A 24,193-nucleotide genomic window follows, 5' to 3' on the forward strand; every position below is an offset into this window, starting at 1 on the left:
ATGATCGTGGGTGATGCTCTTGCGCCGCAGAAACACAACTCCCCGGCCAATGGCAAGGGGCTGGGCCTCTGGCGTGCAGTCAGCGGCCAGCGCTTCTGGGCGATTTCCGGGGTGGATGCACAGCCACTCCTGCTGGCCTTTGCAATGGCGACTGGCGCGGCGGCTTATTTCACGATGCCATCTGAACCGGCTATGGAGGCGATTCTGCTCGCGCCTTTGCTGGCGGTCGCCCTGATCGCTGTAGGGCGGAGATTGCTGGCGCCCTCGCTGGTTCAGTTTGTTCTCTGGCTGGCTTTTGGCGTGGTTCTGGGCCTGAGCGCCGGGGCGGTACGGGCGCGTCTGGTGGCAGCGCCGGTCATTTCCGAGATGACTGGGCCGGTCATGGTCGAAGGCTGGCTGTCAGAGGTTGAGACTGGTGCAAAGGGGCCGCGCCTGAGGATCGAGGTTCATGCCATTGCCGGCATGCCGCCAGAGGCGACACCGAAGACCGTGCGGGTCACGCATCGCTCGCGGCTGGAAGTCTCTTCAGGCCGCTTTGTCAGGTGCTGGTCTGTACTGAGGCCGCCACCCGCGCCGGGCATGGCGGGCGAGTATGATTTCCGACGACAAGCCTGGTTCGAGCAGTTGGGCGGTGTGGGCTATGTTCAGGGCCGCTGCCGGGGCGGGGCTCTGGGCGCGCCGGGGGGCATCGTTTCGGATGTCCGGATGCATATCGCTGCCTTCCGCCGGCAACTGGCTTCGCATGTCGATGAAGCGGCGGGTGAGCGCGCTGGGGGCTTTGCGGCGGCGCTCGTTTCCGGCGACCGCAGTTTCATGCCGGTGGAGGACCAGGTGGCGCTGCGCAATTCGGGCCTCGCGCACCTGCTGGCCATTTCAGGGCTTCACATGGCCATCGTTGGCGGGCTGGTATTTTACGTCATGCGGCGATTGCTGGCCTGCATCGAACCGCTGGCCTTGAGGGTTCCTGTCCAGAAGCCAGCGGCGATCATCGCCCTGTTGGCCAGCCTGTCCTATCTGGTGATCTCCGGCGCGGGGGTCTCTACCCAGCGGGCGTTTATCATGCTGGCGGTCGTGTTCGGTGCGGTTCTGTTCGACCGGGCCGCGCTCAGCCTTCGTTCCTTTGCCATCGCCATGATTCTGGTGATCCTGCTGCAGCCGGAAAGCGTTATGTCGCCTGGCTTCCAGATGTCCTTCGCGGCATCCGGTGCCTTGATCGCCACCTATGAAGCATGGACGGCGCGGCGGGCAGTATCGGATCGCGTGATGGGATCGGTCAGCTATAGCTGGGCCTCACTCGCCGTAACGTCGTTGGTCGCGGGCACGGCAACAGCGCCTTATGCGCTCTACCATTTCGACCGTCTGGCCGGGCTGGGCCTGATCGCCAATCTGGCTGCGATGCCGATCATCACCTTTGTCAGTGCGCCGGCCGCTGCTGCCGCACTGATCCTCACGCCGCTTGGTTATGGCGATCTGGGCTTGCGCGTGTTCGGCTATTCGCTGGAGGCGATCCTCTGGATTGCCGAGACGTGCACGGCGCAGGCTCCAGACGGCATCTCACCGGGCAAACAGATGCCAGACCTTTCGCTTGTCCTGTTCACGGCAGCGCTGGCGGCGGCAGTCGTGGCGCATGGTGTCTGGCGGTGGATCTTTGCGGCGGCGTTGACCGGGCCGGCTCTCTGGCTGTGGTTCACCGCCCCCGGCTTGGCGCTGCACTGGTCCGCATCCGGGGATGTGTTCGTCCGCTTAAAGGGGGGCGACATCGAGAAGATCAGCTATGTCGACGGGGATGGCCTGTCGCCAATGCGCTTCAGTACGCTGGAGCCTTCAGGCTCGTGTAGTAATTGGCCATGTGTCCTGGACAGCGTGATCGGGCCCATCCGTCTCAACGCGCCGGAGGGAGACGAGGGCTCGCTTGAGGGTCAGCAGTCTTGTGAGCCGTCAGACGAGGTATCGCTGGATCTGGTCATGACGCGGCCAAGTGAGGCGTGTGGGCCGTCGCTGGCATGGTCGGACATATCCCGCCAGGGCGGCGTGACCATCGACACAACCGGTGCCAGAACGCAAAGGGCCACGCCCTGCAAGGCGCGGCCCTGGAAGCCATGTTCAAAGGATTCAGGTCAGTCGTAGCGACGGATCAGGGCCACAAGGCGGCCTTGTACCTGCACGCGGTCTGGTCCGAAGATGCGGGTTTCGAAAGCAGGGTTGGCCGCTTCCAGAGCAACCGACGCGCCCTTGCGGCGCAGGCGTTTCAGCGTCGCTTCCTCACCGTCGATCAGCGCCACGACAATGTCGCCCGTATTGGCTGTATCGGTGCGGCGGCAAACGACAATGTCGCCTTCCAGAATGCCGGCATCGATCATGGAGTCGCCTTGAACTTCGAGGGCGAAATGTTCGTCGCCATCGGACAGGCCGTCCGGTGCATTGACGTGGCCATTCTCCTGCTGGATCGCGGAAATCGGCAGACCGGCTGCGATGCGACCGATGAGGGGCACGGTATTTGCCGCCGGAGCAGGGGCTGGCTGGCCAGTTGCGACGAGGGCGGGCTTGAATTCCTTCCGGCCACGCGGTGCGCCGGGCGCGACGGCATCCGGCAATTTCAGCACTTCAAGGGCGCGCGCCCGGTGCGCGAGGCGCCGGATGAACCCGCGCTCTTCAAGCGCCGTGATCAGGCGGTGAATACCGGATTTGGAGGCAAGGTTCAGCGCATCTTTCATTTCGTCAAAAGATGGCGAAACGCCGGTTTCCTGAATGCGCTCATTGATGAAGAGCAGCAATTCCTTTTGTTTACTAGTCAGCACGGGGGACTCCCTTCGGGCGAATCTCTGTTCACTTATGTTCTACATGTGTTCATGCTTCGGGTCAATTCGTGCCAGCTACCCTCATTTCCGTTACGCTTTTCTGACGGTTTATGCCCATTTTCATAAGACTTTCGCCGATCAGGAACCGCCGTGCGCCAGTCTCGCGCAGCCTTTCAATACTTTGAGCCGAGGAAACGCCGCTTTCGGAGATCAGCACCTTGTCCTCCGGCACCAGCGGCGCGAGCCGTTCGGTGGTCGCCAGATCGGTCACCATTCGTTTCAGGTCGCGATTGTTGATGCCAATCAGCGGAGACGGAAGCCGCAGGGCGCGCTCCAGTTCATCCTCATTGTGCGTTTCGAGCAGGACATCCATGCCCAACTCCAGCGCTGTGCTGGTCAGTTCGCTGGCCTGATCATCACTGAGACAGGCCATGATAACCAGGATGCAGTCTGCGCCATAAACGCGGGACTCGATCACCTGATAGGGGTCGATCATGAAATCCTTGCGCAGCATCGGCAGGGCAACCGCAGACCGGATGGCGGCGAAGTCTTCCAGACTGCCGCCAAAGCTCGGTCCGTCTGTCAGAACGGAGAGACAGGCAGCGCCGCCCGCTTCGTACTCACGCGCAATCTCGACCGGGTCGGCCCCGGGCAGGATGTCGCCCGCTGAGGGGCTCTTACGCTTCAGTTCACAGATCAGGGCATTCTCGTTGATGCCGGCAATCAGCGCCATGGACTGGGCGAAGCCGCGCGGCGCGCTGGCATCCGGAAGGCGTGCCTCAAGTGCGGCCAGAGGCGTCTCGCGCTTTGCGGCAGCAACTTCATCCACCTTGTAGGCGATGATGCGATCAAGGGCTGTGCTCATTCCGGGTCCTGTCCGTTGGAAAGTGCGGCGAGGGCGCGAAGCGTCTGGCGGGCCTTGCCACTGTCGATGGCCTGCGCGGCCATGTCTGCGCCTTGTTTCAGCGTGTCAACCTTTCCAAAGACATGCAGGCCGGCAGCGGCGTTCAGCAGCACCACGTCGCGGAACGGGCCCTCCTGGCCGTCAAACAGCTCTGTAATGGCCAGCGCATTCTCTGCCGGGCTGCCGCCTTCAAGCGTCGAGAGCGGGCTGGTCTCGAGTCCGGCATCGGCCGGGGTCAGGTCGAACTCGCGCACGCCGTCAGGGGTGACTTCGCAGACCCTGGTGGTTCCCGCGATGGAGATTTCATCAATGCCGTCCATGCCATGAACGACCCAGGCGCGCTGGGTGCCGAGGCGCGCCAGCGTATCAGCCATCGGGCGCACCCATTCCGGCGCGAACACACCCAGCACCTGGTATTCCGCGCTGGCCGGATTGCTGAGCGGGCCAAGCAGGTTGAAGATGGTGCGAATGCCCAGCTTGGCGCGGACCGGAGCGACGTGGCGCATGGCACTGTGATGGCTGCGCGCGAACATGAAGGCGACGCCGCAACCATTCAGGCAATCGAGGAAGGTCTCCTCATCCATGTCGAGGTTGACGCCCAGCGCCTCCAACACGTCCGCAGAGCCGGTCTTCGGCGGCACCGACCGGTTGCCATGCTTGGCGACGCGCCCGCCCGCTGCGGCAATGACGATGGCGCTGGCGGTGGATGTGTTCAGGCTTTTCCATGGAAGACCACCCGTGCCGCACGTGTCCAGCACCGGACCTTCCACATGAACTTTCCGGGCATGCTGGCGCATGATGCGCGCGCCGGCGGCAAGTTCGTCAGCGGTTTCCCCGCGCACGGAAAGGCCCATCAGGAAGGCGCCAATTTCCTCTGGCGCAGCTTCGCCAGACAGTAATTTGTCGAAGGCGCCTTCCAGCGTTTCAGAGTCCAGCGGCTGGCGCCGGGCAATGGCCAGAAGGGCGGTGGTGAGACTGTCTTGGGACATGGCGGGAATTCCGGTTTCTCTTCGCGCCTGCATAGGGGCTTGGAGCCTGCCTGATCAAGCCCGTCAGTGACGCAGGCGCAAAGATCGTCACAAAGCCTTCAGCCAGCCTACACGAAGACTTGATCGCGTTTTCTGGCGGATTGGGCTAGTCTCTCGCCACAGGGGAATTTCCAAGAGACCAGAAACCTGATGGAGGAGGACACCATGAAACCCAGATATTTGCTCGCCGGTGCAGCCGGTATTGCACTTCTCGCAGCGTGCCAGACGCCGCCTGCTGACGACATGACGGACGAGACAGTGGTCGAAGAGACGATCGAAGTCGAAACCGTGATGGACGCGGAAGAAGACGTGGAAGTGGAGGCTGCGGTTGAAGCCGAGATGGCCGAAGCCGCCGAAACGGTCGATGACGCGATGAACGTGTCCGACTCCGTTGCGCTCGCCGCGGCGTTGGCCATGCAGCCGGAAGAGGTGCAGGCCCGTTACGACGCGCGCAATCCCGGTGCGACGCTGGAGTTCTTTGGAATTGAGCCCGGCATGACGGTGGTCGAGGCGCTGCCGGGCCGCGGATGGTACAGCAAGATCCTGCTCCCGTATCTCGGGCCGGAGGGCAAGCTGATCGGCGCGCACTATCCCGATGAGATGTGGATCCGTATCCTGCCCGGCGCAGATGAGGAGCGCGTCGCCGGTATTCTGGCGCAGCTGGAAGGCTGGGTCGAAACCGCCGAGGGATGGGCCGGTGAGAAGGGCGCGAAAGTCTATGACTACAAGCTGACGACGCTGCCGGAAGACAAGGCGGAGAAGGCCGATGCGGCACTCTTTATCCGCGCGCTGCACAATCTGAACCGGACCGAGGAAGAACTTGGCACCTACACGGCGACGATTGCTGAAACCTATCGCATCCTGAAGCCGGGCGGCGTGGTCGGCGTGGTCCAGCACCGCGCGTCTGAAGATACGCCGGATGCCTGGGCCGATGGCAATGCCGGATACCTGAAGACGAGTTTTGTGGTCGACAGTTTCGAGGCGGCCGGGTTCGTTCTCGAAGAGTCGAGCGAGATCAATAGCAATCCGGCAGATGATGCGGGCGAGGGCGACATTGTCTGGCGTCTCGCGCCAAGCTTCGCCACGACCGAGGAAGGCACGCCGGAGCGCGAGGCGATTGCGAAGATTGGCGAGTCCGACCGCATGACCCTGCGGTTCCGCAAGCCTGAATAGGCGTTGAATCCATCCGTATCGGGAGAGGGCCCTCAGGGGCCCTTTTCTTTTGGGGGGCTGCGTGGTCATGCGGAACCACGACAGCAGGCAGGCGTTGGACAGGAAACCCAAACATGGAGCTTTTCCCCAATGACCCAACTCGCTGACAAGGACATGACCGAAACTTTCTGGGACCGTCTGGAAGACTGTCGGACCGGCATGCTGGTCATCGAAGGCCGCGCGGTGCCGATGTCCCACTATGTCGATGAGAACAAGCGCGAGCTCTGGTTCATCACGGCGAAGGGAACCTACATGGCGGAAAACGCCAAGGGCGGGCAGGCACACTATGTTCTGTGCAATGACAAGGAAGGCCTCTATGCCAGCCTGTCAGGTCGCCTGACGCCCGAGATCAACAAGGAAAAGCTCGACGAATACTGGAGCTTCATTGCCGCCAGCTGGTACGAAGACGGCAAGCAGGATCCCGACGTTCTTCTGCTCAAGCTGTCGCTCGACTATGGTGAAGTCTGGACATCAAAAGGCGGCGCAAAATTCTTCTACGAAGTTGCGAAAGCCAATCTGACCGACGACAAGCCGGACGTTGGCGAGCATTTCGAAGTGCGCTTCTAGAGCCGGTCCAGCCAGTTCTTCAGCAAGGCGTGGCCGTGTTCGGTGAGGATGCTTTCCGGATGGAACTGCACACCGTAGACGGGCCGCGTCCTGTGGTGGAGGGCCATGACTTCGCCATCCTCCGTGAACGCATCGGCGACCAGCACATCTGGCAGGTCTTCCGGCTTTACGGCGAGCGAGTGGTAGCGGACAACTTGATAGGTTTCCGGCAGGCCATCGAACAGGTCTCCGCCCGTCTGGCGGATCTCTGACAGTTTTCCATGGCGGATTTCCCTGGCGGTGACCACTTCGCCGCCAAAGGCCTGGCCGATGGATTGATGACCAAGGCACACGCCCAGGATCGGCAGATCATCCGGGGCCTGCTCAATCAGGGCGACGCAGATACCTGCCTCATTCGGCGAGCAAGGGCCCGGCGACAACAGCACGCCGTCTGCATCGCTGGCGAGCGCTTCTTCAACGGTCAGTTCGTCATTGCGGACAACGCGTGTCTCCGCGCCCAGCTCTTCCAGATAGTGGACGAGGTTCCAGGTGAAGCTGTCATAATTGTCGATGACGAGGATTTTCTTCCGGCTCATTGGTCGAACTCATAGGCTGCTGCCAGTTCGGCTGCACGCTTCAGGGCGCCTGCCTTGTGGACCGTCTCATCATATTCGTATTGAGGGTTGGAATCGAGCACGACCCCTCCGCCTGCCTGAATGTGCAGCTGTCCATCCTTCAGCACGGCTGTGCGCAGCGCGATACAGGTGTCGAGATCGCCATTCCAGCCGAAATATCCGACAGCGCCGCCATAGATGCCGCGGCGATGGGATTCCATCTCGTTGATGATCTGCATGGCGCGGATCTTTGGTGCGCCGGAGACGGTCCCTGCCGGGAAGCCCGCGAACAAGGCGTCGACACTGTCGAGCCCCTCACGCAGATCCCCTTCAACATGGCTAACAATGTGCATCACGTGGGAATAGCGCTCGACGATGAATTGCTCCGTAACCGTCACACTTCCATAGGCGGCAACGCGGCCCACATCATTGCGGCCAAGATCCAGCAGCATCAGGTGTTCGGCGATCTCTTTCGGATCGGCCAGAAGGCTCGCGGCGCGGCGGGCGTCTTCTTCATCATTGCCACTGCGCGGACGGGTGCCGGCAATGGGGCGGATGGCGACGCGGCCATCACGCACGCGGACGAGGATTTCCGGGCTGGAGCCGACAAGACTGACCGTGCCGAGGTTCATGTGGAACATGAAGGCGGACGGGTTCAGACGGCGCAGGGCGCGATAATAGCTGATCGACTGGCGCGGGAAGGGCGCGGAGAAACGCTGGCTCGGCACCACCTGGAAGATGTCGCCTGCGCGAATGTACTCCTTGCAGCGATCCACGATCTCGAAATAGCGCTCTTTCGATGTGTTGGATTTGAGGTCGACCGGGGCCGGCTCCTGATCCTTCGGCGGCATCTGGGGCAGGCGCTCCAGACGCGTTTCAACATCATCCAGCAGGGCGTTGATCTCCGCCTCGTTGCCGCCTTCGACGCGGCCGATCAGCAGGATTTCCTGATAGATGTGATCAAACACAATGACGACGCGCGGGATGACCAGCAGCGCTTCGGGAACGTTCAGCATGTCCGGCTTGGTGATTTTCACCGGCTCGACATACTGGATCATGTCATAGCCAACATAGCCAAACGCGCCGGACGCCATGGGCGGCAGGGCGTCGTCTGCCTCCGCGCGGGCGTCCCGGGCGAACGCTTTCAGCGCTTCGACCGGTCCAGCCTCCAGCGTGCGGGCATCCGAGAACTCCGCATCACTGGCGATCTGGGCCTTGCCATCGAGGATGCGGAACCAGCGGTCCGGCTCCAGCCCGATGAAGGAATAGCGGCCAAGCCGTTCGCCGCCGGCAATGGATTCGAACAGGAAGCTGCCGGGCGTTTCCGCACCGAGCTTCAGCATGGCCGCAACCGGGGTCTCGATATCCCCGATCCGGCGCCGGACGATCAGCTGTGCAGTGCTCATTGTTCGGTCGAGATCGATGCCTTGTAGACGTTGAGGGCGCCCTGGTTCTTGCGAAGCTTCATGCTGGCAGAGATCTCGGCCTCGGTCGCCGCAATGAGGTCGCTCTGGAGTTCAGCGAGCAAATTGGAATTGGCCAGTGGGGCCAGTTCGGCCAGCTCGGCCTCGCTCGGCGGCGTGACCTCAGTCAACTGCATCACCATGACCATGTCACCGGCCCGGCTTGGCAGGGTGAACACATCGCCTTCCTTGCCGTTGAAGATCTGGCCAAGGGCGGCGCTTGGCAGGCCCGCCTCACCCGCATTCCGGCGAGTGACAGGGGCGAGCGGTGTTTCCACCACTTCTCCGGCTGCTCGGGCTTCGGCCTCCAGCGTGGTCTCGCCGGACTCTATCCGCTTGGTCAGGTCGTCGAGCGCGGATTGGACGCTGTTCTGCTGGCGCTGAGCCACGAGAACGGCGCGGACCTGATCGCTCAGCTCCTCGAATTCCGGCGTGTAGCTTTCGATGATCTCGCGCGGCGAGGTCAGATAGGTTGCTTCGCCAATGTCGAACCGGTTGCTGGTATCGCCGACACCGATCTGGAAGGATTGCTGGAAGGCTTCCCCGGCCTGCAGCAGGCCGTGCAGGGTGACACCGTCACGCGTGCGGCCAGACGTATCGACCGGAGCGTAGGTGATCAGCGGCACGCCGACATCTTCGGCAATCTGGCTGAGCGGGTATCCGGCACCGATGGCGCGGTCGAGCGCTTCCATCTTGTCGAAGAGCAGAACCGATGCGCGCTCGCGGGACAGCTGGTCGCGGATCTCGCTTTCAACCTGTTCCAGCGGGAAGACAGCGCCCGGCTGAACGGAGATGAGACGCGCTACCAACCATTGGTCACCGCGCTCGGCCGGGCCGAACAGGGCGCCGCTCTGGCGGCCAGCGCCAAACATGGCGTCGGCGAGCAAGGGATCGCTGACGCTTTCGCGGCGACCGGTCTTGGTCTCGCGGGAGGCGACGCCCTCAATGGATGCCGGGTCTGAGCCAGCGGCGAGCAGGCCGAATGCGGTGCGAGCAGCCTCGCGCGTATCAAACAGCAACTCGACATAGGTGCGGGTGTCCGGTTCCGAGAAGCGCTCGGACTTGCTGGCCTCATAGACCGTGGCAACTTCCTGATCGGTCACGGTGACTTCGGAGAGGAAGTCTTCAGCGGACATGCGCAGCACATCGATCATGCGGCGCTCAGGCTGTTTCAGGGCTTCGAGGTTTTCATCGTAATAGGCGCGGACATCTTCTTCAGTCGGGGCGTCCGGCTCTGGCAGTGTATCGGTGTTCAGGATGAACCAGGCCACGTTGCGGGACTCGCCCAGATACCGCCCTTGAAGGGCTGCCAGCGTGTTGGCCGGATAGATCGCAGCGCCGGCAGCATCGCGCATGGCAGCCATCGTGAGATCGTCGGAGAGCTGCTGCTCGTAATCTGCCTGGCTGATCCGGTTCTGGTTCAGCACCAGACGGTAAGTGTCCAGATCCAGGGAACCGGTAAGGGGGTTCTTGAATGCGTCCGTGTTTCTCAATTCCTCGACCACGGCATCTGTGGACGGGCGGACCCCGATGGAGTCGGCATAGCCGAGCAGGGTCAGCTTGGCGGCTTCCATGTTGAAGATCTGGTCGATGATGCCCTGTTCCACCAGGTCCGGCTTTGTCACCGGTTCTTCGGAATCGGCATTGATGTTCCGAACCACGCTCTCGACCCGCCGGTCAAAGGCCGCCGCGTCAAAGCCACGGCTGCCCGCCGCTGCCATGTTTGAGCCGAGGCCACCGCGAATCTGGGCGAACATCTGGTCCACACCCCAGAAAGCCATCCCCGCGATGATGATCATGACTACAATCTTGCCGACGAAGGAATTCATCAGGCTTTTCATCAGGGCTAGCATATCGGCAGCGTCTTTCTGGCAGGTTGAGGAGTGGTCCAGTGCTTGCTAGGCGACCCCGTTAGGTCTTTCAAGATAGGGATAGCTTATGACCAGAACACTTATCGCAGGTAATTGGAAGATGAATGGCCTGAAGGCCAGCCTGGGGGAAATCCGGGATGCCGCGGCAGGTGTCGGGAAGGGCAAGGCCGGAGTGGAGGCGCTTTTGTGTGTGCCAGCCACGCTTCTGACGGTTGCCGCGGAGGCCGCGCACGGATCTGAACTGAAAGTGGGTGGCGAGACCTGCCACGCCAATGAGAGCGGCGCGCATACGGGTGATATCTCTGCAGAGATGCTGGCGGACGCCGGGGCGAGCCACGTAATTGTCGGTCATTCCGAGCGCCGCACTGATCATGGCGAGACCAATGAGATCGTTGCGGCACAGGCCGCTGCAGCCCTGCGCGCAGGCCTGACGCCGATCATTTGCATCGGTGAGAGCCTGGACCAACGCAAGGCCGGTGAGACGCTGGACTTCGTGGCCAGCCAGATTGATGGGTCCATTCCAGAGGGCGCGAAGGCCGAGCAAATCGTGATCGCGTATGAGCCAATCTGGGCCATTGGAACGGGCGAAGTGGCCACGCCGGACCAGATCGACGAGGTCCATACCGCTATTCGCACACGTCTTGCCCAGCGATTCGGCGCGGACGGCGCAGACCAGATCCCGCTGCTCTATGGCGGCAGCATGAAGCCGGGCAATGCCGCTGAAATCCTTGAAGTAAAGGATGTAAATGGCGGTCTTATCGGGGGCGCAAGCTTGAAGGCGGACGACTTCCTCGCCATTTACGCTCAAGCAAAGTAACCAAAGACTGAACCCCAAGGCTTGGCTCCCGCGCGCAATGGCGATATGCGGGCGGCTTGAATTTTACTGGAAACGCACCAGCCATGCAGAACGTCATCCTCGTTGTCCACATCATTGCCTGTATCGTCATGACGGGCCTGGTCCTTCTTCAGAAGTCTGAAGGTGGCGGTCTCGGCATCGGCGGCGGCGGTGGCGGCGGCGCAGGATCGCTGCTGTCCGGGCGCGGCGCTGCAGGCGCGCTGGTGCGGTCCACGATCATGTTTGGCGGCATTTTCTTCCTGACCAGCCTGGGCCTGACCACGCTGGCGAACCGCAACAATGACACGCGCACCGAAGTCGAGCGCGCGCTGGGCGCGGATGAAGACGGTGCAAGCGGCCCGGTCGACCTTCTCGACCCAACGGCGCCGTTGCTGGAAGGACAGGATGGCCTGGCTGCCACGCCAGCGCCGGAAGCGGTTGAGCCGGGTGTTCTGATCGACCCGACGGCAGACGCCGCGCCGGAAGAGACGGCACCGGTTTCTGACGAGGAAACGGGCAATCCCCAATAATTGAGCGGTGCGGGTGTTTTCCCTGCGCCAAATCCAAACGAATCACGGCATCAGGGTGATCCCATGATCCGCTATATTTTCATTACAGGCGGCGTGGTGTCCTCCCTTGGCAAGGGTATCGCTTCCGCCGCACTCGGTGCGTTGCTTCAGGCGCGTGGCTACAAGGTCCGCCTGCGCAAGCTCGATCCGTATCTCAATGTCGATCCCGGCACGATGAGCCCTCGCCAGCATGGTGAGGTCTATGTCACCGATGATGGCGCAGAGACCGATCTGGACCTTGGCCATTATGAGCGCTTCACCGGCGTCTCGGCCCGCCAGTCGGACAACATCACGACGGGCCGCATCTACAAGCACATTATCGAGAAAGAGCGCCGCGGCGACTATCTCGGCGCGACCATTCAGGTGATTCCGCACGTCACGAACGAGATCAAGGATTTCGTCCTGTCCGATCCGGGCGAGGATGTGGAGTTCGTCCTGTGCGAAATCGGCGGAACGGTCGGCGATATTGAAGGCCTGCCATTCTTCGAGGCGATCCGCCAGCTTGGTCAGGAACTCGGGCCGGAGCGTGCCTGCTTCATCCATCTGACGCTGCTGCCATATATTCCGGCGGCGGGCGAGATGAAGACCAAGCCGACACAGCACTCGGTGAAGGAGCTGCGCTCCATTGGTATCCAGCCACATATCCTGCTGTGCCGCTGTGACCGGCCGATCCCGGAAAACGAAAAAGGCAAGATTGCCAGCTTCTGTAATGTGCGCCTGTCCAGCGTGATCGAGGCCCGCGATGTGGGCCACATCTATGACGTGCCGGAATCCTATCATGCCGAAGGGCTGGACAAGGAAGTCCTTTCCCATTTCCGCATTGATGACGCGCCGCAGCCGGATCTGTCCGGCTGGCACCAGATTGCGCACACGACCCACCATCCGGATGGCAATGTCTGTATCGGCCTCGTCGGCAAGTATACCGATGTGCCGGATGCCTATAAATCGGTTGCCGAAGCGCTGGCGCATGGCGGCCTTGCCAACAAGGTGAAGGTCGACATCCGCCTGATCAATTCCGAAGAATTCGACGATGAGGCCCGGCCTCTGGACATTCTGGAAGGCGTGCATGGCATCATCTTGCCGGGTGGCTTCGGCGAACGCGGCGCGCATGGCAAGATGCGGGCGGCAAGATTTGCACGCGAACGCAAGGTGCCGTGTTTCGGCATTTGCTATGGCATGCAGATGTCCGTCATCGAGGCGGCGCGCAACATGGCCGGCATCGACGAGGCGAACACGACCGAGAATGATCCCGAGACCGATGCGCCGCTGGTCGGCCTGATGGAAGAGTGGACCAAGGGCAATGAGAAAGTCCTTCGCGACGCCAATACCGACAAGGGTGGCACGATGCGCCTCGGCGCCTATCCAGCGCGCCTGAAGCCGGGCAGCAAGGTCGCCGAGATCTATGGCACGCTCGACATCTCGGAGCGTCACCGCCACCGCTATGAGGTGAATGCGGGCTATATCGAAGCGCTTGAGAAGGCTGGCGGCCTGTTCTCCGGCCTGTCGCCGGATGGCAAGCTGCCGGAAATCTTCGAGATACCCGAGCATCCCTGGTTCATTGGCGTTCAGTACCACCCGGAACTGAAATCCCGCCCGTTCGAACCACATCCACTGTTTGCGAGCTTTATTGGCGCGGCGGTCAAGCAAAGCCGGCTGGTTTAGGGTTCATCAATTCATCATTTTTCGTCATCTCGGGTAAGCGCTTCGCGACATCCGGGATGGCGGCATAAAATTCCGAATACACCCGCCCACAATAGGCTTTCAAGCAACATAGCGATCACTCAACGACGGTGAAGCCGGGTGGCGGCAAGTCTGAGACACGTTCAAGTTGTTCAATTCGGTGCTCCAAGCTGTTCACTTTCTGCCAAACAACGTAGCAGCCAGCTAGTGCAGCCATTCCACATAAAGCCGCGATCGAAGGAAAAAGCAGGCGCTGGTCTACCCTTCGCTCAATTTCTTCTGCCCATTCGTGCGGGTTATCGATGCGGCTTTTCATTCGTTTCGCCCGCTGTCTTTCCACCATGCCCATGAGGTCCCCCCTTGAGTGCCTTTGAACTCATTGACGAAGGCGGTAAACCGAAGCGCCAGCGTCAACCGATTATGACGTTATTGTGCCCGAAGGCCAAGATACGTGTAGTGGCACTCCTAAGAAGTGGATAGATTTTTTTTAGGAGTGTTCGCGAAAAGATCTTGATTGGTTGAGACGACCAGCACATGCATCCGGCGCGGAGAGGCTCCGGCCGGTGACAAGTTTTCATTTTCGTGCGTGTCAGGATGAATTGAAATGGGGCTGGACGGCCTGCGCTTCCGCCTCCAGCGCCCGGGCCGTCTGGCATTGCAGGAAGCTGAGCGGGCCGCGCCGGTAGAGGCGTTTGCCGATGGGTTTGAGCAAGGCTCGCGGCGCACCGAGGGCGCGGCGGAGCTTGCGGATGTAGACATCTCGATGGTCGAGCGCGTGGTCCATGGCGGCCAGCCGACGTACGAGTGCGCGAGCCGGCAGGATGTCATCAGAGTGCGCATCATATTCGTGAATGTCTGGCGTATCATCTCCATCGAGGAAGCGGATGCGCGGACCGGTGCGGAAGGTCTTGGGTGGGGGTGACGCGTCCTTGCGGCCTGAGCCGGCTTCGAACAATCGGAATGTCGGAGGTGTCGGCGAGCCGGCGACGGCATTGCCGGGCCCGGATTTCCTGTAAGGCGACGCCATGATGGCAGCCGGTGCGGGCAGGGCGCCGAGCTCTGCCGCGCTGAGATAGAGACATCGGCGCAGCGCCGGTTCAGCCTGGGCCAGAAAGCTGGACAGGCTGCTGAGGACATGCCGGGGCAAGAAAGGCGTACACGGCGCAATGCCAAACCGCTCTCGCAAGGAGATCACGGCGAGGCTGAGCACGTTCAGCATCAGCCAGACCGCTGAACGAATTTCGGTGGGAGGGGTGTAGCGCAAATCCGACATGCGAGCAGGATGCGCGGCGGATTTACCTGTCGGATTCGGATCTGGTGGGGTGTTGTTTTAATTGAAGTTTCGGGGAGGTTTGTGGGGCATTATGGGGGGCGTCTCCCCGGCTTTCGCCGGAGAGGCGGAGCGAACCTAAGCCTTTGACACCTGGAACTGGCCGACATTGATGCGGCCATCGGTGAAGCCGGCTTCGCAGTAGGACAGGTAGAAATTCCACATGCGGCGGAAAGGCTCATCGAAATCCAATTTCGAGATCGTGTCCCAATTGGCGTTGAAATCACGCGCCCACTCACGGCAGGTGCGGGCATAATCCTGGCCGAAATAGGTGACACCATCATGGCGCAGGCCCGCAGACTGGAACTGGTCTTTCAGCGCTGTCTCGCTGGGCAACATGCCGCCCGGAAAGATGTGGCGCTGGATGAAGTCAACCCGCTTGCGGTATCTGGGGAAGAGATGGTCATCAATCGTGATGATCTGCAGCGCCGCCTTGCCGCCTTGTTTCAGGCTCTCGAAGATTTTTGCGAAATAGCTGGGCCAGTAGGATTCCCCGACCGCTTCGAACATTTCGATGGAGGCGACGCCATCATAAGAGCCTTTGTGATCCCGGTAGTCTTCCAGCCGGATCTCGACGCGCTCGTTCAGGCCCTGCTTCTGCATCCGTTGCATGGCAAAGTCGCGCTGTGAGGGCGAAATGGTCAGACAGGTGACTTTCGAGCCGCGATGCTTGGCGGCGTATTCGGCAAATCCGCCCCAGCCGCACCCAATTTCGAGAATTTCCGAAGACGGCCCGGCACTGATCCGGTCACAGATGTTGCTGTATTTGTTGTCCTGGCCCTGTTCGAGGCTCATGTTCGGGCTATCGAAGATGGCCGAGGAATAGGTCATGCTGGGATCCAGCCAGAGGCTGTAGAAATCATTACCCAGATCATAATGGGCCATGATGTTCTTCTTCGCGCCCTCGCGGGAGTTGCGATTGAAGATATGGCGGACCATATTGATCCAACGAACAAGCGTTCCGCCTACGGCAAGCTTTCCGATATTGTCGAAATTGGCCGAGAAGAAGCGCAGCACGGCGGTCAGGTCCGGCGTGGACCAGTCGCCATCCATATACGCCTCGGCAAAGCCGACATCCCCGCCTGCCATTGCGCGTTTCACGAAGTCGTAATTGTGCACGATAATGGTCGCGTGCGGACCGGTTTTGTCATGTCGGTATTCCAGGACACGATCACCCGGCAGGACAAAGGATATGCTGCCACTCTGTGTGTTCAGCAGCGCGAAGGCGGCCAGACGAAAGCTTGCCGGAACATCCTTGAGGTTCCGAATGGTCTGGGCGCTGGCGTGTATGACCTCGGTCATGCGGCATCCCTCCGTTTCCCAGCATTACGTATCTGTAACGGCAAGGCAATGGTTGAGGTTGTTTCTGGCGGATTGGGTTTGCTGCGATAGCCTGCGCCGCGCAGCCAGATCTTCAAGGCCTGCCAGTGGATCCCGACGGTTACGCCAAGCGTGGAAAGTGGGTTTGTCACAGCGAGTTTGAGCAGGTTTGCGCGGGTCGCGGGCCGCTTGCGGGCCGTGATATTGGCCATGTGCAGGCAATTTCCGTCTTTCAGGCTTTCCACGACCACCCCCAATTTGTCTTCCGGCGAACGCAGGGTGAAGCGATAGGTTCCGGTCACGTCGAAGAAAGGCGAGACGTGGAAGGATTTCGGCGCGCTGTGACGGTTGCGGCCGGCCTTTACGGCGGCGACATAGCTATGGCTTTCGCCGAAAGTGTTGTTCACTTCATAGATGATGCCGCGAAGGTCGCCATCCGGTCCGTAGCCATACCAGAGCGAGAGTGGCGCGAATTTGTAGAACAGGTGGCGCGGGAAGGTGACCAGCCGGATCGCGCCGCCATCGAGGCTGACACCTGCCTTGGCGAGTTCCGCCTCAGCCCAGGGACGCAAGGGCGCGCCTGCCTGTTTCGGCCCATGATCCTGTGTGCGAAAGGCAAACAGGCCCGGAGCGTTGACGCTGAACAGAGCAGAAGATGCGGCGGCCTCATCGAGACGGTCGATGTCCAGGTCGATCAGCACAAGTTTGTAGGCGAAGCGCCGCTCGAACGGGGTGTAGCGCACATGGACGGTCTGGCCGGTCCAGAGGCTCAGGGCTGGCTGGGCGGTCAGTTTCGTCACACAGATACCTCGGCAGCGACTTCCACAAGGCGAGGCTTGCGCATTGGCTGCACGATGTCCACGCCTTCCGGTGTCCACGGAACCGAACCGCCGAGCGAAAGCGCGGGCGACAGGCCGGATTTCAGGCCATCTTCGTGGAAGCCGCGCCCCATCCATGCCCCGGCGATCCAGAGGCCATCCTGCCCCTGAATGCGCTTCAGGCCACGCACGGCAGCCTCGGCGGCCGCGTCGAACTGCGGATGGTCGAACTCGTATTCGTGAAAGACCAGATCGTCGCGCGGCGGTGTATCCGGGTTCAGCGTGATGAACAGCGGGCGTTCATCCGGTAGGCCCTGAAGGCGGTTCATCCAATAGGTCAGGCAGATGTCTCCGCTGTCCTGCTTCATCACGTTCCAGCTGGCCCATGCCGCCTTGCGGGCGGGCATCAGGGCAGGGTCGCGGTGAAGATAGATGCGGTTCGGGCGATAGCGAACGGAGCGGAGCAGAAAGGCCTGATCTTCGTAGTGTTCCTGCGTCAGGCGCAGGGCCTGATCTGAATGCGTGGCGATGATGACTTCGTCAAACACCTCGCGGCGGCCATCCGACGTGACGAGGGCGGTCTGGTGACCGAAGGGGAAAAGACGCTCGACGCCCGTATCGAGGCGCATACGGTCGCCGAGCGTGTCCACAACGCGGCGGACATAGTGATTGCTGCCGCCGGACACGGTGCGCCACTTCGGGCGCTCCTTGTGCATCAGGCGATGATTGTCGAAGAACTGGAAGAAGCTCATGGCGGGATAGTCGAGCATCTTGTCTTCACAGGTCGACCAGATCGCCGCGCCCATTGGCAGGATGTAATTGACGCGGAAATCCTCGTCGAAGCCGTGCCGCTCCAGCCAGGCGCCGAGCGTTGTATCGGTGATGTGGCCAGCGGCGAGTTCCTCGCGGGCAATGTCGTTGAAGCGCAGGATGGTGCGCCAGAAGCGGTGGAAACGCGGGCTGAGCAGGTTGCGGCGCTGGGCGAAGATGCCGTTCAGGGTCGAGGCCCATTCCCAGCCATTCGGGTCGGACACGGAGAAACTCATATCCGACGCCTGCGTCTCGACGCCGAGCGCATCAAAGAAGCCGATCAGGTTGGGATAGTTCAGCGCATTGTAGACAATGAAGCCGAGGTCAACCCGCGTTTCATGACCGTCATAGTCGAACGCATGCGTGCATGCGTGCCCCCCGGCCCGGCCTGATTGTTCAAAAACTGTTACGTGTGCGGAATTGCGCAGCGCCCAGGCTGCGCCGAGACCCGAAATGCCGGAACCGATGATGGCGATTTTCTTCATGAGGCGTCTCTTTTTTCTTTCAGCGTATCATAGGCGTCGAGGGCGCGCTGGCGCGCGGCAGAATGGTCGACAATGGGTTTCGGATAGGTCTCGCCCAGCGTGATGCCGGCTTTCTTCAGCGTGGCCTTGTCGGCCTCCCACGGGGCGTGGAGGTATTTGTCGGGCAGGTCTTTCAGTTCCGGACAGAAGCGGCGCACATAGTCGCCGGATTCGTCAAACTTGGTTCCCTGGCTGATCGGGTTGAACACGCGGAAATAGGGCGCAGCGTCAGCGCCGGACCCCGCGGTCCATTGCCAGCTGGCGGAATTGTTCGCCGGATCGGCATCGACCAGCGTATCCCAGAACCATTTTTCGCCTTCTTGCCAGGGCAGAAGAAGATGTTTGGTCAGGAAGGACGCGACAATCATCCGTACCCGGTTGTGCATCCAGCCTGTCTGCCATAGCTGGCGCATGCCGGCATCGACCATCGGGTAGCCGGTCTGGCCTTTCTTCCATGCGTCCAGCGCGGTCTCGTCCGTGCGCCAGGGCATGTGCTGGAAGGAGTCGTTGTAGTTTTCCGTCGCGAGGTCCGGATTGTAGTAGAGCAGCGTGTGGGAGAATTCGCGCCAACCCACTTCGGACAGGAAATGCATGCCATCCTTTTCGTGGATGTTGCCCGCTTCCATGCCGGCATGGACAGCGCGCCAGATCTGCAGCGGGCCGATTTCTCCGAAGCGGAGATGCGGGGACAGGCCGGATGTCGACCAGTCCAAGTCAGGCCGGTCGCGATTGTCCTTGTAGCCATTGATCGGCCCGTCGAGGAATTCCTTCAGCCGGGCGAGTGCGCCGTCCTCTCCGGGCGTCCAATCGTCGAAGCCGGTCGACCAGTCTGGCTTGGTTGGATGCAGGCCCCAATCGTCGAGAGACTCGCTGTCGACGTCCGGTCCGTTCAGCGTCTTGTGACGACCATACGTGTCGCGGGCATTGATGCACTGGCGTGCCTGTTTCCAATAGGGCGTAAAGACCTTGTAATAGCCGCCCGCATTGGTTTCGACCGCCCAGGGCTCGTTGAGCAGGCGGCCATTATAGCTGGTCACGTCGATGCGGCGTTCGGTGAGATCTGCCTTGATGCGGGCGTCCAGATCGCGCTCAGGCTTGTCGTAGCGACGGTTCCAGAACACCGCGTCCGCCCCGGTGACGTTCAGGACAGCATCGAGGACTTCGTTGGATTTGCCAGAGCGCAGGGTCAACTGGGCGCCAGCGGCTTCTATGTCGCCCGCGAGCGCACGGAGGGATTTGTCGAGCCACCATTTCGATGCTCCGCCATGATGGCGCAGGCCGTCTGTTTCTTCATCGTGGATGTAAAGCAGGATAAGCGGCCGATGCGATGCCACTGCAGCATGTAATGCAGGATTGTCCGATAAACGCAGATCTTCCCTGAACCAGACGATGGCGGGCGCAGATTGTGACACAAGACCTCCGGATTGCATGCGAGCGGTTCTGATGTGTTTACGCATGGGCGCGCAGATTGGATCACGCCGGAGTGAGCCTTAGCCTTCCGCCACCCTATATGGACAGGTATACCACTTAAAAACGGCTCAGAATCAAAACCCCCAAAGGGATTCATGAATTATGTCAGGCGCACATCTTCCCGGTCTCGTTCGCGCTGCAGCGGGCAAACGCATTGTCTGCGTCGGGGACGTCATGCTGGACCGGTTCATTTATGGCGGTGTGACGCGCATCTCTCCCGAAGCGCCAGTGCCCATCATGCGTCGGACGCGGGAATCGGCCATGCCGGGCGGCGCGGGCAATGTGGCGCGAAATCTGGCGTCGCTGGGTCTTGCCGTGTCGCTGATCGGTGTGGTCGGCGATGATGGCGAAGGCCGTGAGTTGGCCGCGCTGCTGGGCGATATCGATGGCGTGGAAGCGGACCTGATCGCCATGCGTGAGCGAGCCACGACGCTGAAGACGCGTTTTGTGGCGGGTGGCCAGCAATTGCTGCGCGTGGACGCCGAAGATACGAGCCCCATCGGCGCGGCGTCCGAGGCGGAATTGATCGCCTCCATCGCCGATGAAGCCAGCCGGGCCAGCGTCATCATCCTGTCAGACTATGCCAAGGGTGCCGTCACGGATGGTGTCATCGCCGCGGCGCTGGCAGCCGGGAAGACGTATGGCATTCCTGTGATCGCAGACCCGAAGGGGCGGGATTTCGCCCGGTATGGCGCGGTAGACCTGATCAAGCCGAATGCCAGCGAACTCTCAACCGCCATGCGGCTGCCCGTCGAGACCGATCAGGAGATCGAAGACGCGCTGACGGCGGCGCAGACGGCGCTGCCCGCGAAGTCGATTGTGGTCACGCGCGCCGCGAAGGGCATGTCCTATGCCGCAAATGGCGAGCCGATCGTGCATCTGAGCGGGCAGGCGCGGGAGGTTTATGATGTTTCCGGCGCAGGCGATACGAGTATTGCTGCACTGGCGCTTGGCCTTGCGGGGGGCGGCGACCTTGCCGATGCGGTGGCGCTGGCGATCGCGGCGTCCGGCATTGCAGTTGGCAAGGCCGGCACGGCGACGGTTTCGGCCAGTGAACTGCTCTCAGCCCTGCAATTGGGACTGCACAATGGAGGCGTCAGCTATCTGTCGCTTGAGGCCGCGACTTCGCAGATCGCCGCCTGGCGTGAAGCGGGCCTGACTGTGGGCTTCACCAATGGCTGTTTTGACATTCTTCATCCAGGGCATCTGCGGGTTCTGGAAGAGGCAAAGTCGCGCTGTGGGCGGCTCGTGGTGGGACTGAACTCTGACGCGTCCGTCAAGCGCCTCAAAGGCCCCACCCGGCCGGTAAATGATGCCGATTCCCGGGCGCGGGTCCTGTCCGGCCTGATGGCTGTGGACGCCGTGGTTGTCTTTGAGGATGACACACCGCAGGCACTGATTGAGGCCCTGCAGCCAGATTTGCTGGTGAAGGGCGGAGACTACACGATCGAAACGATTGTCGGTGCGGACATCGTGCAGGCGCGTGGGGGCAGCGTGCATATCGTACCGCTGGTGGACGGCCAGTCGACGACGGCGGCCATTGCACGGGCCAAGGCAGAATGAGCCAGGCTGCACAAGTGGCGGCGCAGCTGCTGCGCCAGTACGGCGATGATGCCGAAGTCATCGCAACGCTGCGTGCCGCAGAGGTCGCGGCGCAGGGAGACGCGGAGGCCCTGGCGCACTGGGATGAGGTGATTGCTTGCTTGTCGGGGTCCGGCGCGCCGGATGGGCCGGCAAACTAGCGTCAGTTGGCGACGCCCTTCTTGAGCTCGTAGCGGCCCCGGCCGGTCTCGTTGAACCATTCCTGAATGTCCGGATGGCTGAGCGGCGTTTCAGAATCGTCGATGATCAGGTTTTGTTCGGAGACATAGGCGACGTAGTGTGTGCGCTCATTCTCGGCAAACAGATGGTAGAAGGGCTGGTCCTTGCGTGGGCGCACTTCTTCCGGGATTGATTCGTACCATTCGTCGGTATTGGCGAAGACCGGGTCCACATCAAAGATGATCCCGCGAAACGGGAAGTGGCGATGGCGCACGACCTGGCCGATCTGGAACTTGGCCAGAAGGGGCGTGATGTCGTTGTAACGCTGCTCTCGATTGAGCGGCTTGTCCAGCAATAGCGGATCCTCGGCCTCCTTGCGGCGACCGAGCCCGATGCTGCGTTGCAGCTTCTCCAAGAGCGTTGTGCGTCTGGCCATTTCCCACTCCTGTGGTACACCATGCATCAACGATAAAACTTGGGCCACACTATGGCTGATAAAAAATCAGCGGTGCGGCGCGGAAAACGCAGCCGATCGCGACCCGCCAAGCCTTCCGACCTGTATGCGGCGGTGGACTTGGGAACAAATAATTGCCGCCTCCTGGTGGCCGCCCCGCACGGAAAGACCTTTCGTGTCGTGGATTCGCATTCCCAGATTGCCCGGCTGGGCGAGGGATTGCACGAAACCGGACGGCTGTCCGACGCTTCCATAGAACGCGCGCTTGATGCGCTGAAGGCGATCCGCCGCAAGCTGAAGTCGCATGGCGTGGGCAAGGTGCGCTGCATCGCGACTGAGGCCTGTCGCAAGGCCGAGAATGGCGCGGAATTCATTGAGCGCGTGCACAAGGAAACCGGGCTCACCTTCAAGATCATCGGCGCGAAGGAAGAGGCGCGTCTGGCCAGTATCGGCTGCCATGACCTGATTGGCGAGGATGCGCCATCGGTTCTGGTAGTGGACATTGGCGGCGGCTCGACAGAGCTGTCCTGGTTGAATGCAGAACTGGCCCGCGCCAATGGGCTGAATGGTCTGATCAAGCGCGCCCCGATCCAGAACTGGACGAGCCTGCCGCTGGGCGTGGTCACCCTGACCGAAGCCTATGCGCATTTGCCGGACGCTGAGGCCTATCAGGCGATGCTGGACCATTGCAGCGAGGTGATCGAGGACTGGAAGGGCACCAAGGCCATCCGGTCTGCAATGGGCTTGCGCGGGGCGCACCTGATCGGAACATCCGGCACGGTGACGTGCCTGGCGGGTGTGTACCTGAAACTGGACCGGTACCGCCGGGATCGCGTTGACGGCACATGGATGAGCCGCAAGTCCGGCGAAGAAGTGCTGAACATGCTGCGTGCAGCGGGGCCGGATGGCCGCGCGGCGCTGCCGACGATCGGTGAGGAACGCGCCGGACTGATGCTGGCAGGATGTGCTATCCTGGACGCGCTGTGGCGGGCCTATCCGGCCGGGCGACTGCGTGTTGGTGACCGAGGGCTGCGCGAAGGCCTGTTGCTGAGCATGATGTATGGCAAGAAACCGGCGCGGCGTCGCAGGGGCGGGCGCAAACGCGGTGGCGGCGCGGGCGAGGCAGCCCCAACCCAGACGTCCAGCCCATCGGCGGAGAATTGATATGAGTGACGACGGAAAACGCCGCTGGAAAGGCCCCGGCAAGGAAAGCAAGAACACGTCCGGCCGCCAGATGAGCGAGCGGAAGGTGATTGCGCACCGCGCAAAGAATGAAAGCTCCAAACGCTGGATCGAGCGCCAGTTGCAGGACCCCTATGTGCGCAAGGCCAAGGATGAAGGCTATCGCGCACGGGCGGCCTACAAGCTGCTCGAAATCGATGAGAAGATGGATCTGTTGCGCAAGGGTCAGCGGGTCGTTGATCTGGGCTGTGCGCCGGGTGGCTGGATGCAGGTGGCGGTCAAGAAGGGCGCGCTGGAAGTGGTCGGCATCGACCTGCTGCCGGTGGAGCCGATGGAGGGCGCGCACATCATCGAAGGGGATGTGACCAATCCTGAAGATGTCGAGGCCATGCTGGAGGGCCTGAGCGGCGCGCCGGACCTCGTCTTGTCAGACATGGCGGCGAATACGACCGGGCACAAGCAGACAGATCATTTGCGCACGGTCGCGCTGGTCGAGATGGCCGTGGCGTTCGCGGTGGAGCATCTGGCACCGGGCGGCAGCTTCTGTTCGAAAGTCTTCCAGGGCGGCGCAACGAGGGAAGTGCTCGAAACGCTGAAGGCGCACTTCAAGACCGTTAAGCATATAAAGCCCCCGTCCAGTCGCGCGGGCAGCCCGGAGATCTTCGTTGTCGCGAAGGGGTTCAAGGGCCGCTAGAAGCGGCGGTCGATCGTGTTCGGCACGCGGCGATTGCGGCGGCGATTATCAATTACGGAATTGAGATAGTGATCGGGATTGCGGCCCGGATTGGCACACACAGGATCATAGCCGATCTCGACGCTGACCTGGTAATGCGTGACCCGTCCATCCTTGATGAAACCGCGCGTATTCGACACTTCGAACCAGTCTGGCTCACCGTAAGTGTCCCGTGCCAGCACAAGTGCACGATCAATCGCATCATCCACAGAGATGGGAGAGGTGCCGATGATCTGGCGATTGGGAGACATAGCGCGTGCCACGAATAAAA

General features: G+C 61.5%; 24 protein-coding genes. 10 read left to right on the forward strand and 14 right to left on the reverse strand.

What is annotated here, in order from left to right:
• On the forward strand, positions 1–2,127 hold the full coding sequence (locus tag HF931_RS12070) for a ComEC/Rec2 family competence protein (RefSeq protein ID WP_273240270.1): 2,127 nt from the start codon (positions 1–3) through the stop codon (positions 2,125–2,127).
• On the opposite strand, the gene lexA is transcribed toward HF931_RS12070, so the two are convergent.
• The 3 genes from lexA to trpD all read right to left on the reverse strand — a co-directional run bounded on the left by lexA (position 2,118) and on the right by trpD (position 4,691).
• A complete protein-coding gene (lexA, locus tag HF931_RS12075) occupies positions 2,118–2,798 on the reverse strand; it encodes a transcriptional repressor LexA (protein ID WP_035553572.1) in 681 nt (226 codons plus the stop codon). The genes HF931_RS12070 and lexA overlap by 10 nt on opposite strands.
• Positions 2,799–2,859: 61 nt before the next feature.
• Positions 2,860–3,663, reverse strand: coding sequence for an indole-3-glycerol phosphate synthase TrpC (gene trpC / locus HF931_RS12080; RefSeq protein WP_035553570.1), 804 nt, complete (start codon positions 3,661–3,663; stop codon positions 2,860–2,862).
• Complete coding sequence (trpD, locus tag HF931_RS12085) at positions 3,660–4,691, reverse strand: anthranilate phosphoribosyltransferase (RefSeq protein ID WP_035553995.1); 1,032 nt, start codon at positions 4,689–4,691, stop codon at positions 3,660–3,662. Before trpD ends, trpC begins: the two co-directional genes overlap by 4 nt.
• A gap of 204 nt (positions 4,692–4,895) precedes the next feature.
• Between trpD and HF931_RS12090 the strand changes: the two genes are divergently transcribed.
• The gene (locus HF931_RS12090; protein WP_155841916.1) at positions 4,896–5,903 is read left to right on the forward strand and encodes a class I SAM-dependent methyltransferase; all 1,008 of its coding nucleotides are present in this window, start codon (positions 4,896–4,898) and stop codon (positions 5,901–5,903) included.
• Positions 5,904–6,032: 129 nt separating this feature from the next.
• On the forward strand, positions 6,033–6,509 hold the full coding sequence (locus tag HF931_RS12095; RefSeq protein ID WP_035553567.1) for a pyridoxamine 5'-phosphate oxidase family protein: 477 nt from the start codon (positions 6,033–6,035) through the stop codon (positions 6,507–6,509).
• Here HF931_RS12095 and HF931_RS12100 read toward each other — a convergent pair.
• From HF931_RS12100 to HF931_RS12110, 3 genes are read right to left on the reverse strand one after another with little or no spacing between them, the layout of a single operon-like run.
• On the reverse strand, positions 6,506–7,084 hold the full coding sequence (locus HF931_RS12100) for an anthranilate synthase component II (protein WP_035553566.1): 579 nt from the start codon (positions 7,082–7,084) through the stop codon (positions 6,506–6,508). The genes HF931_RS12095 and HF931_RS12100 overlap by 4 nt on opposite strands.
• Complete coding sequence (trpE, locus tag HF931_RS12105; RefSeq protein WP_273240273.1) at positions 7,081–8,508, reverse strand: anthranilate synthase component I; 1,428 nt, start codon at positions 8,506–8,508, stop codon at positions 7,081–7,083. Before trpE ends, HF931_RS12100 begins: the two co-directional genes overlap by 4 nt.
• On the reverse strand, positions 8,505–10,418 hold the full coding sequence (locus tag HF931_RS12110) for a SurA N-terminal domain-containing protein (RefSeq protein WP_337957144.1): 1,914 nt from the start codon (positions 10,416–10,418) through the stop codon (positions 8,505–8,507). The genes trpE and HF931_RS12110 overlap by 4 nt, the downstream gene beginning before the upstream one ends.
• Positions 10,419–10,503: 85 nt before the next feature.
• On the opposite strand from HF931_RS12110, the gene tpiA reads away from it, so the two are divergent.
• The 3 genes from tpiA (at position 10,504) to HF931_RS12125 (ending at position 13,502) form a co-directional block, all read left to right on the forward strand.
• Positions 10,504–11,253 (forward strand): triose-phosphate isomerase, encoded by a 750-nt coding sequence (tpiA, locus tag HF931_RS12115; protein ID WP_273240275.1) that lies wholly within the window; start codon positions 10,504–10,506, stop codon positions 11,251–11,253.
• Positions 11,254–11,336: 83 nt separating this feature from the next.
• Positions 11,337–11,801 (forward strand): preprotein translocase subunit SecG, encoded by a 465-nt coding sequence (secG, locus tag HF931_RS12120; protein WP_273240277.1) that lies wholly within the window; start codon positions 11,337–11,339, stop codon positions 11,799–11,801.
• 63 nt (positions 11,802–11,864) lie between these two features.
• Entirely contained in the window at positions 11,865–13,502 is a 1,638-nt protein-coding gene (locus HF931_RS12125) for a CTP synthase (RefSeq protein WP_035553554.1), read from the forward strand.
• Between the two features lie 115 nt (positions 13,503–13,617).
• Here HF931_RS12125 and HF931_RS12130 read toward each other — a convergent pair whose 3' ends face one another.
• From HF931_RS12130 to HF931_RS12155, 6 genes are all read right to left on the reverse strand, one after another.
• Positions 13,618–13,869 carry a hypothetical protein gene (locus HF931_RS12130; RefSeq protein ID WP_273240279.1) on the reverse strand — a complete coding sequence of 84 codons (252 nt, stop codon included), beginning with the start codon at positions 13,867–13,869 and terminating at the stop codon, positions 13,618–13,620.
• Positions 13,870–14,109: 240 nt separating this feature from the next.
• Positions 14,110–14,793: a hypothetical protein gene (locus tag HF931_RS12135; RefSeq protein ID WP_273240281.1), complete on the reverse strand. Its 684-nt coding sequence runs from the start codon at positions 14,791–14,793 to the stop codon at positions 14,110–14,112.
• Between the two features lie 135 nt (positions 14,794–14,928).
• Positions 14,929–16,152: an SAM-dependent methyltransferase gene (locus tag HF931_RS12140; RefSeq protein WP_273240283.1), complete on the reverse strand. Its 1,224-nt coding sequence runs from the start codon at positions 16,150–16,152 to the stop codon at positions 14,929–14,931.
• Positions 16,149–16,970 carry a DUF1365 domain-containing protein gene (locus tag HF931_RS12145; protein ID WP_051602776.1) on the reverse strand — a complete coding sequence of 274 codons (822 nt, stop codon included), beginning with the start codon at positions 16,968–16,970 and terminating at the stop codon, positions 16,149–16,151. The genes HF931_RS12140 and HF931_RS12145 overlap by 4 nt, the downstream gene beginning before the upstream one ends.
• The gene (locus HF931_RS12150) at positions 16,967–18,283 is read right to left on the reverse strand and encodes an NAD(P)/FAD-dependent oxidoreductase (RefSeq protein ID WP_273240286.1); all 1,317 of its coding nucleotides are present in this window, start codon (positions 18,281–18,283) and stop codon (positions 16,967–16,969) included. The genes HF931_RS12145 and HF931_RS12150 overlap by 4 nt, the downstream gene beginning before the upstream one ends.
• Positions 18,280–19,752: a cryptochrome/photolyase family protein gene (locus tag HF931_RS12155; RefSeq protein WP_035553543.1), complete on the reverse strand. Its 1,473-nt coding sequence runs from the start codon at positions 19,750–19,752 to the stop codon at positions 18,280–18,282. The genes HF931_RS12150 and HF931_RS12155 overlap by 4 nt, the downstream gene beginning before the upstream one ends.
• A 142-nt stretch (positions 19,753–19,894) precedes the next feature.
• Between HF931_RS12155 and rfaE2 the strand changes: the two genes are divergently transcribed.
• Together rfaE2 and HF931_RS12165 are read left to right on the forward strand one after the other, a co-directional pair.
• Complete coding sequence (gene rfaE2, locus HF931_RS12160; RefSeq protein ID WP_272983319.1) at positions 19,895–21,355, forward strand: D-glycero-beta-D-manno-heptose 1-phosphate adenylyltransferase; 1,461 nt, start codon at positions 19,895–19,897, stop codon at positions 21,353–21,355.
• The gene (locus HF931_RS12165; protein WP_273240290.1) at positions 21,352–21,534 is read left to right on the forward strand and encodes a hypothetical protein; all 183 of its coding nucleotides are present in this window, start codon (positions 21,352–21,354) and stop codon (positions 21,532–21,534) included. The genes rfaE2 and HF931_RS12165 overlap by 4 nt, the downstream gene beginning before the upstream one ends.
• A 2-nt stretch (positions 21,535–21,536) precedes the next feature.
• Here the strand turns inward: HF931_RS12165 and hspQ are convergent, their stop codons facing one another.
• On the reverse strand, positions 21,537–21,866 hold the full coding sequence (gene hspQ / locus HF931_RS12170) for a heat shock protein HspQ (protein WP_348763852.1): 330 nt from the start codon (positions 21,864–21,866) through the stop codon (positions 21,537–21,539).
• A 174-nt stretch (positions 21,867–22,040) separates the two neighbouring features.
• On the opposite strand from hspQ, the gene HF931_RS12175 reads away from it, so the two are divergent.
• A complete protein-coding gene (locus tag HF931_RS12175; protein WP_273240292.1) occupies positions 22,041–23,171 on the forward strand; it encodes a Ppx/GppA phosphatase family protein in 1,131 nt (376 codons plus the stop codon).
• Position 23,172: 1 nt separating this feature from the next.
• On the forward strand, positions 23,173–23,883 hold the full coding sequence (locus HF931_RS12180; RefSeq protein ID WP_273240294.1) for an RlmE family RNA methyltransferase: 711 nt from the start codon (positions 23,173–23,175) through the stop codon (positions 23,881–23,883).
• Here HF931_RS12180 and HF931_RS12185 read toward each other — a convergent pair.
• Entirely contained in the window at positions 23,880–24,185 is a 306-nt protein-coding gene (locus HF931_RS12185; protein ID WP_206741200.1) for a dodecin family protein, read from the reverse strand. The two genes, HF931_RS12180 and HF931_RS12185, sit on opposite strands and share 4 nt — an antisense overlap.
• Positions 24,186–24,193: the final 8 nt, after the last annotated feature.

The sequence above is a fragment of the Hyphomonas atlantica corrig. genome, assembly GCF_017795365.1.
GTDB lineage: Bacteria > Pseudomonadota > Alphaproteobacteria > Caulobacterales > Hyphomonadaceae > Hyphomonas > Hyphomonas atlantica.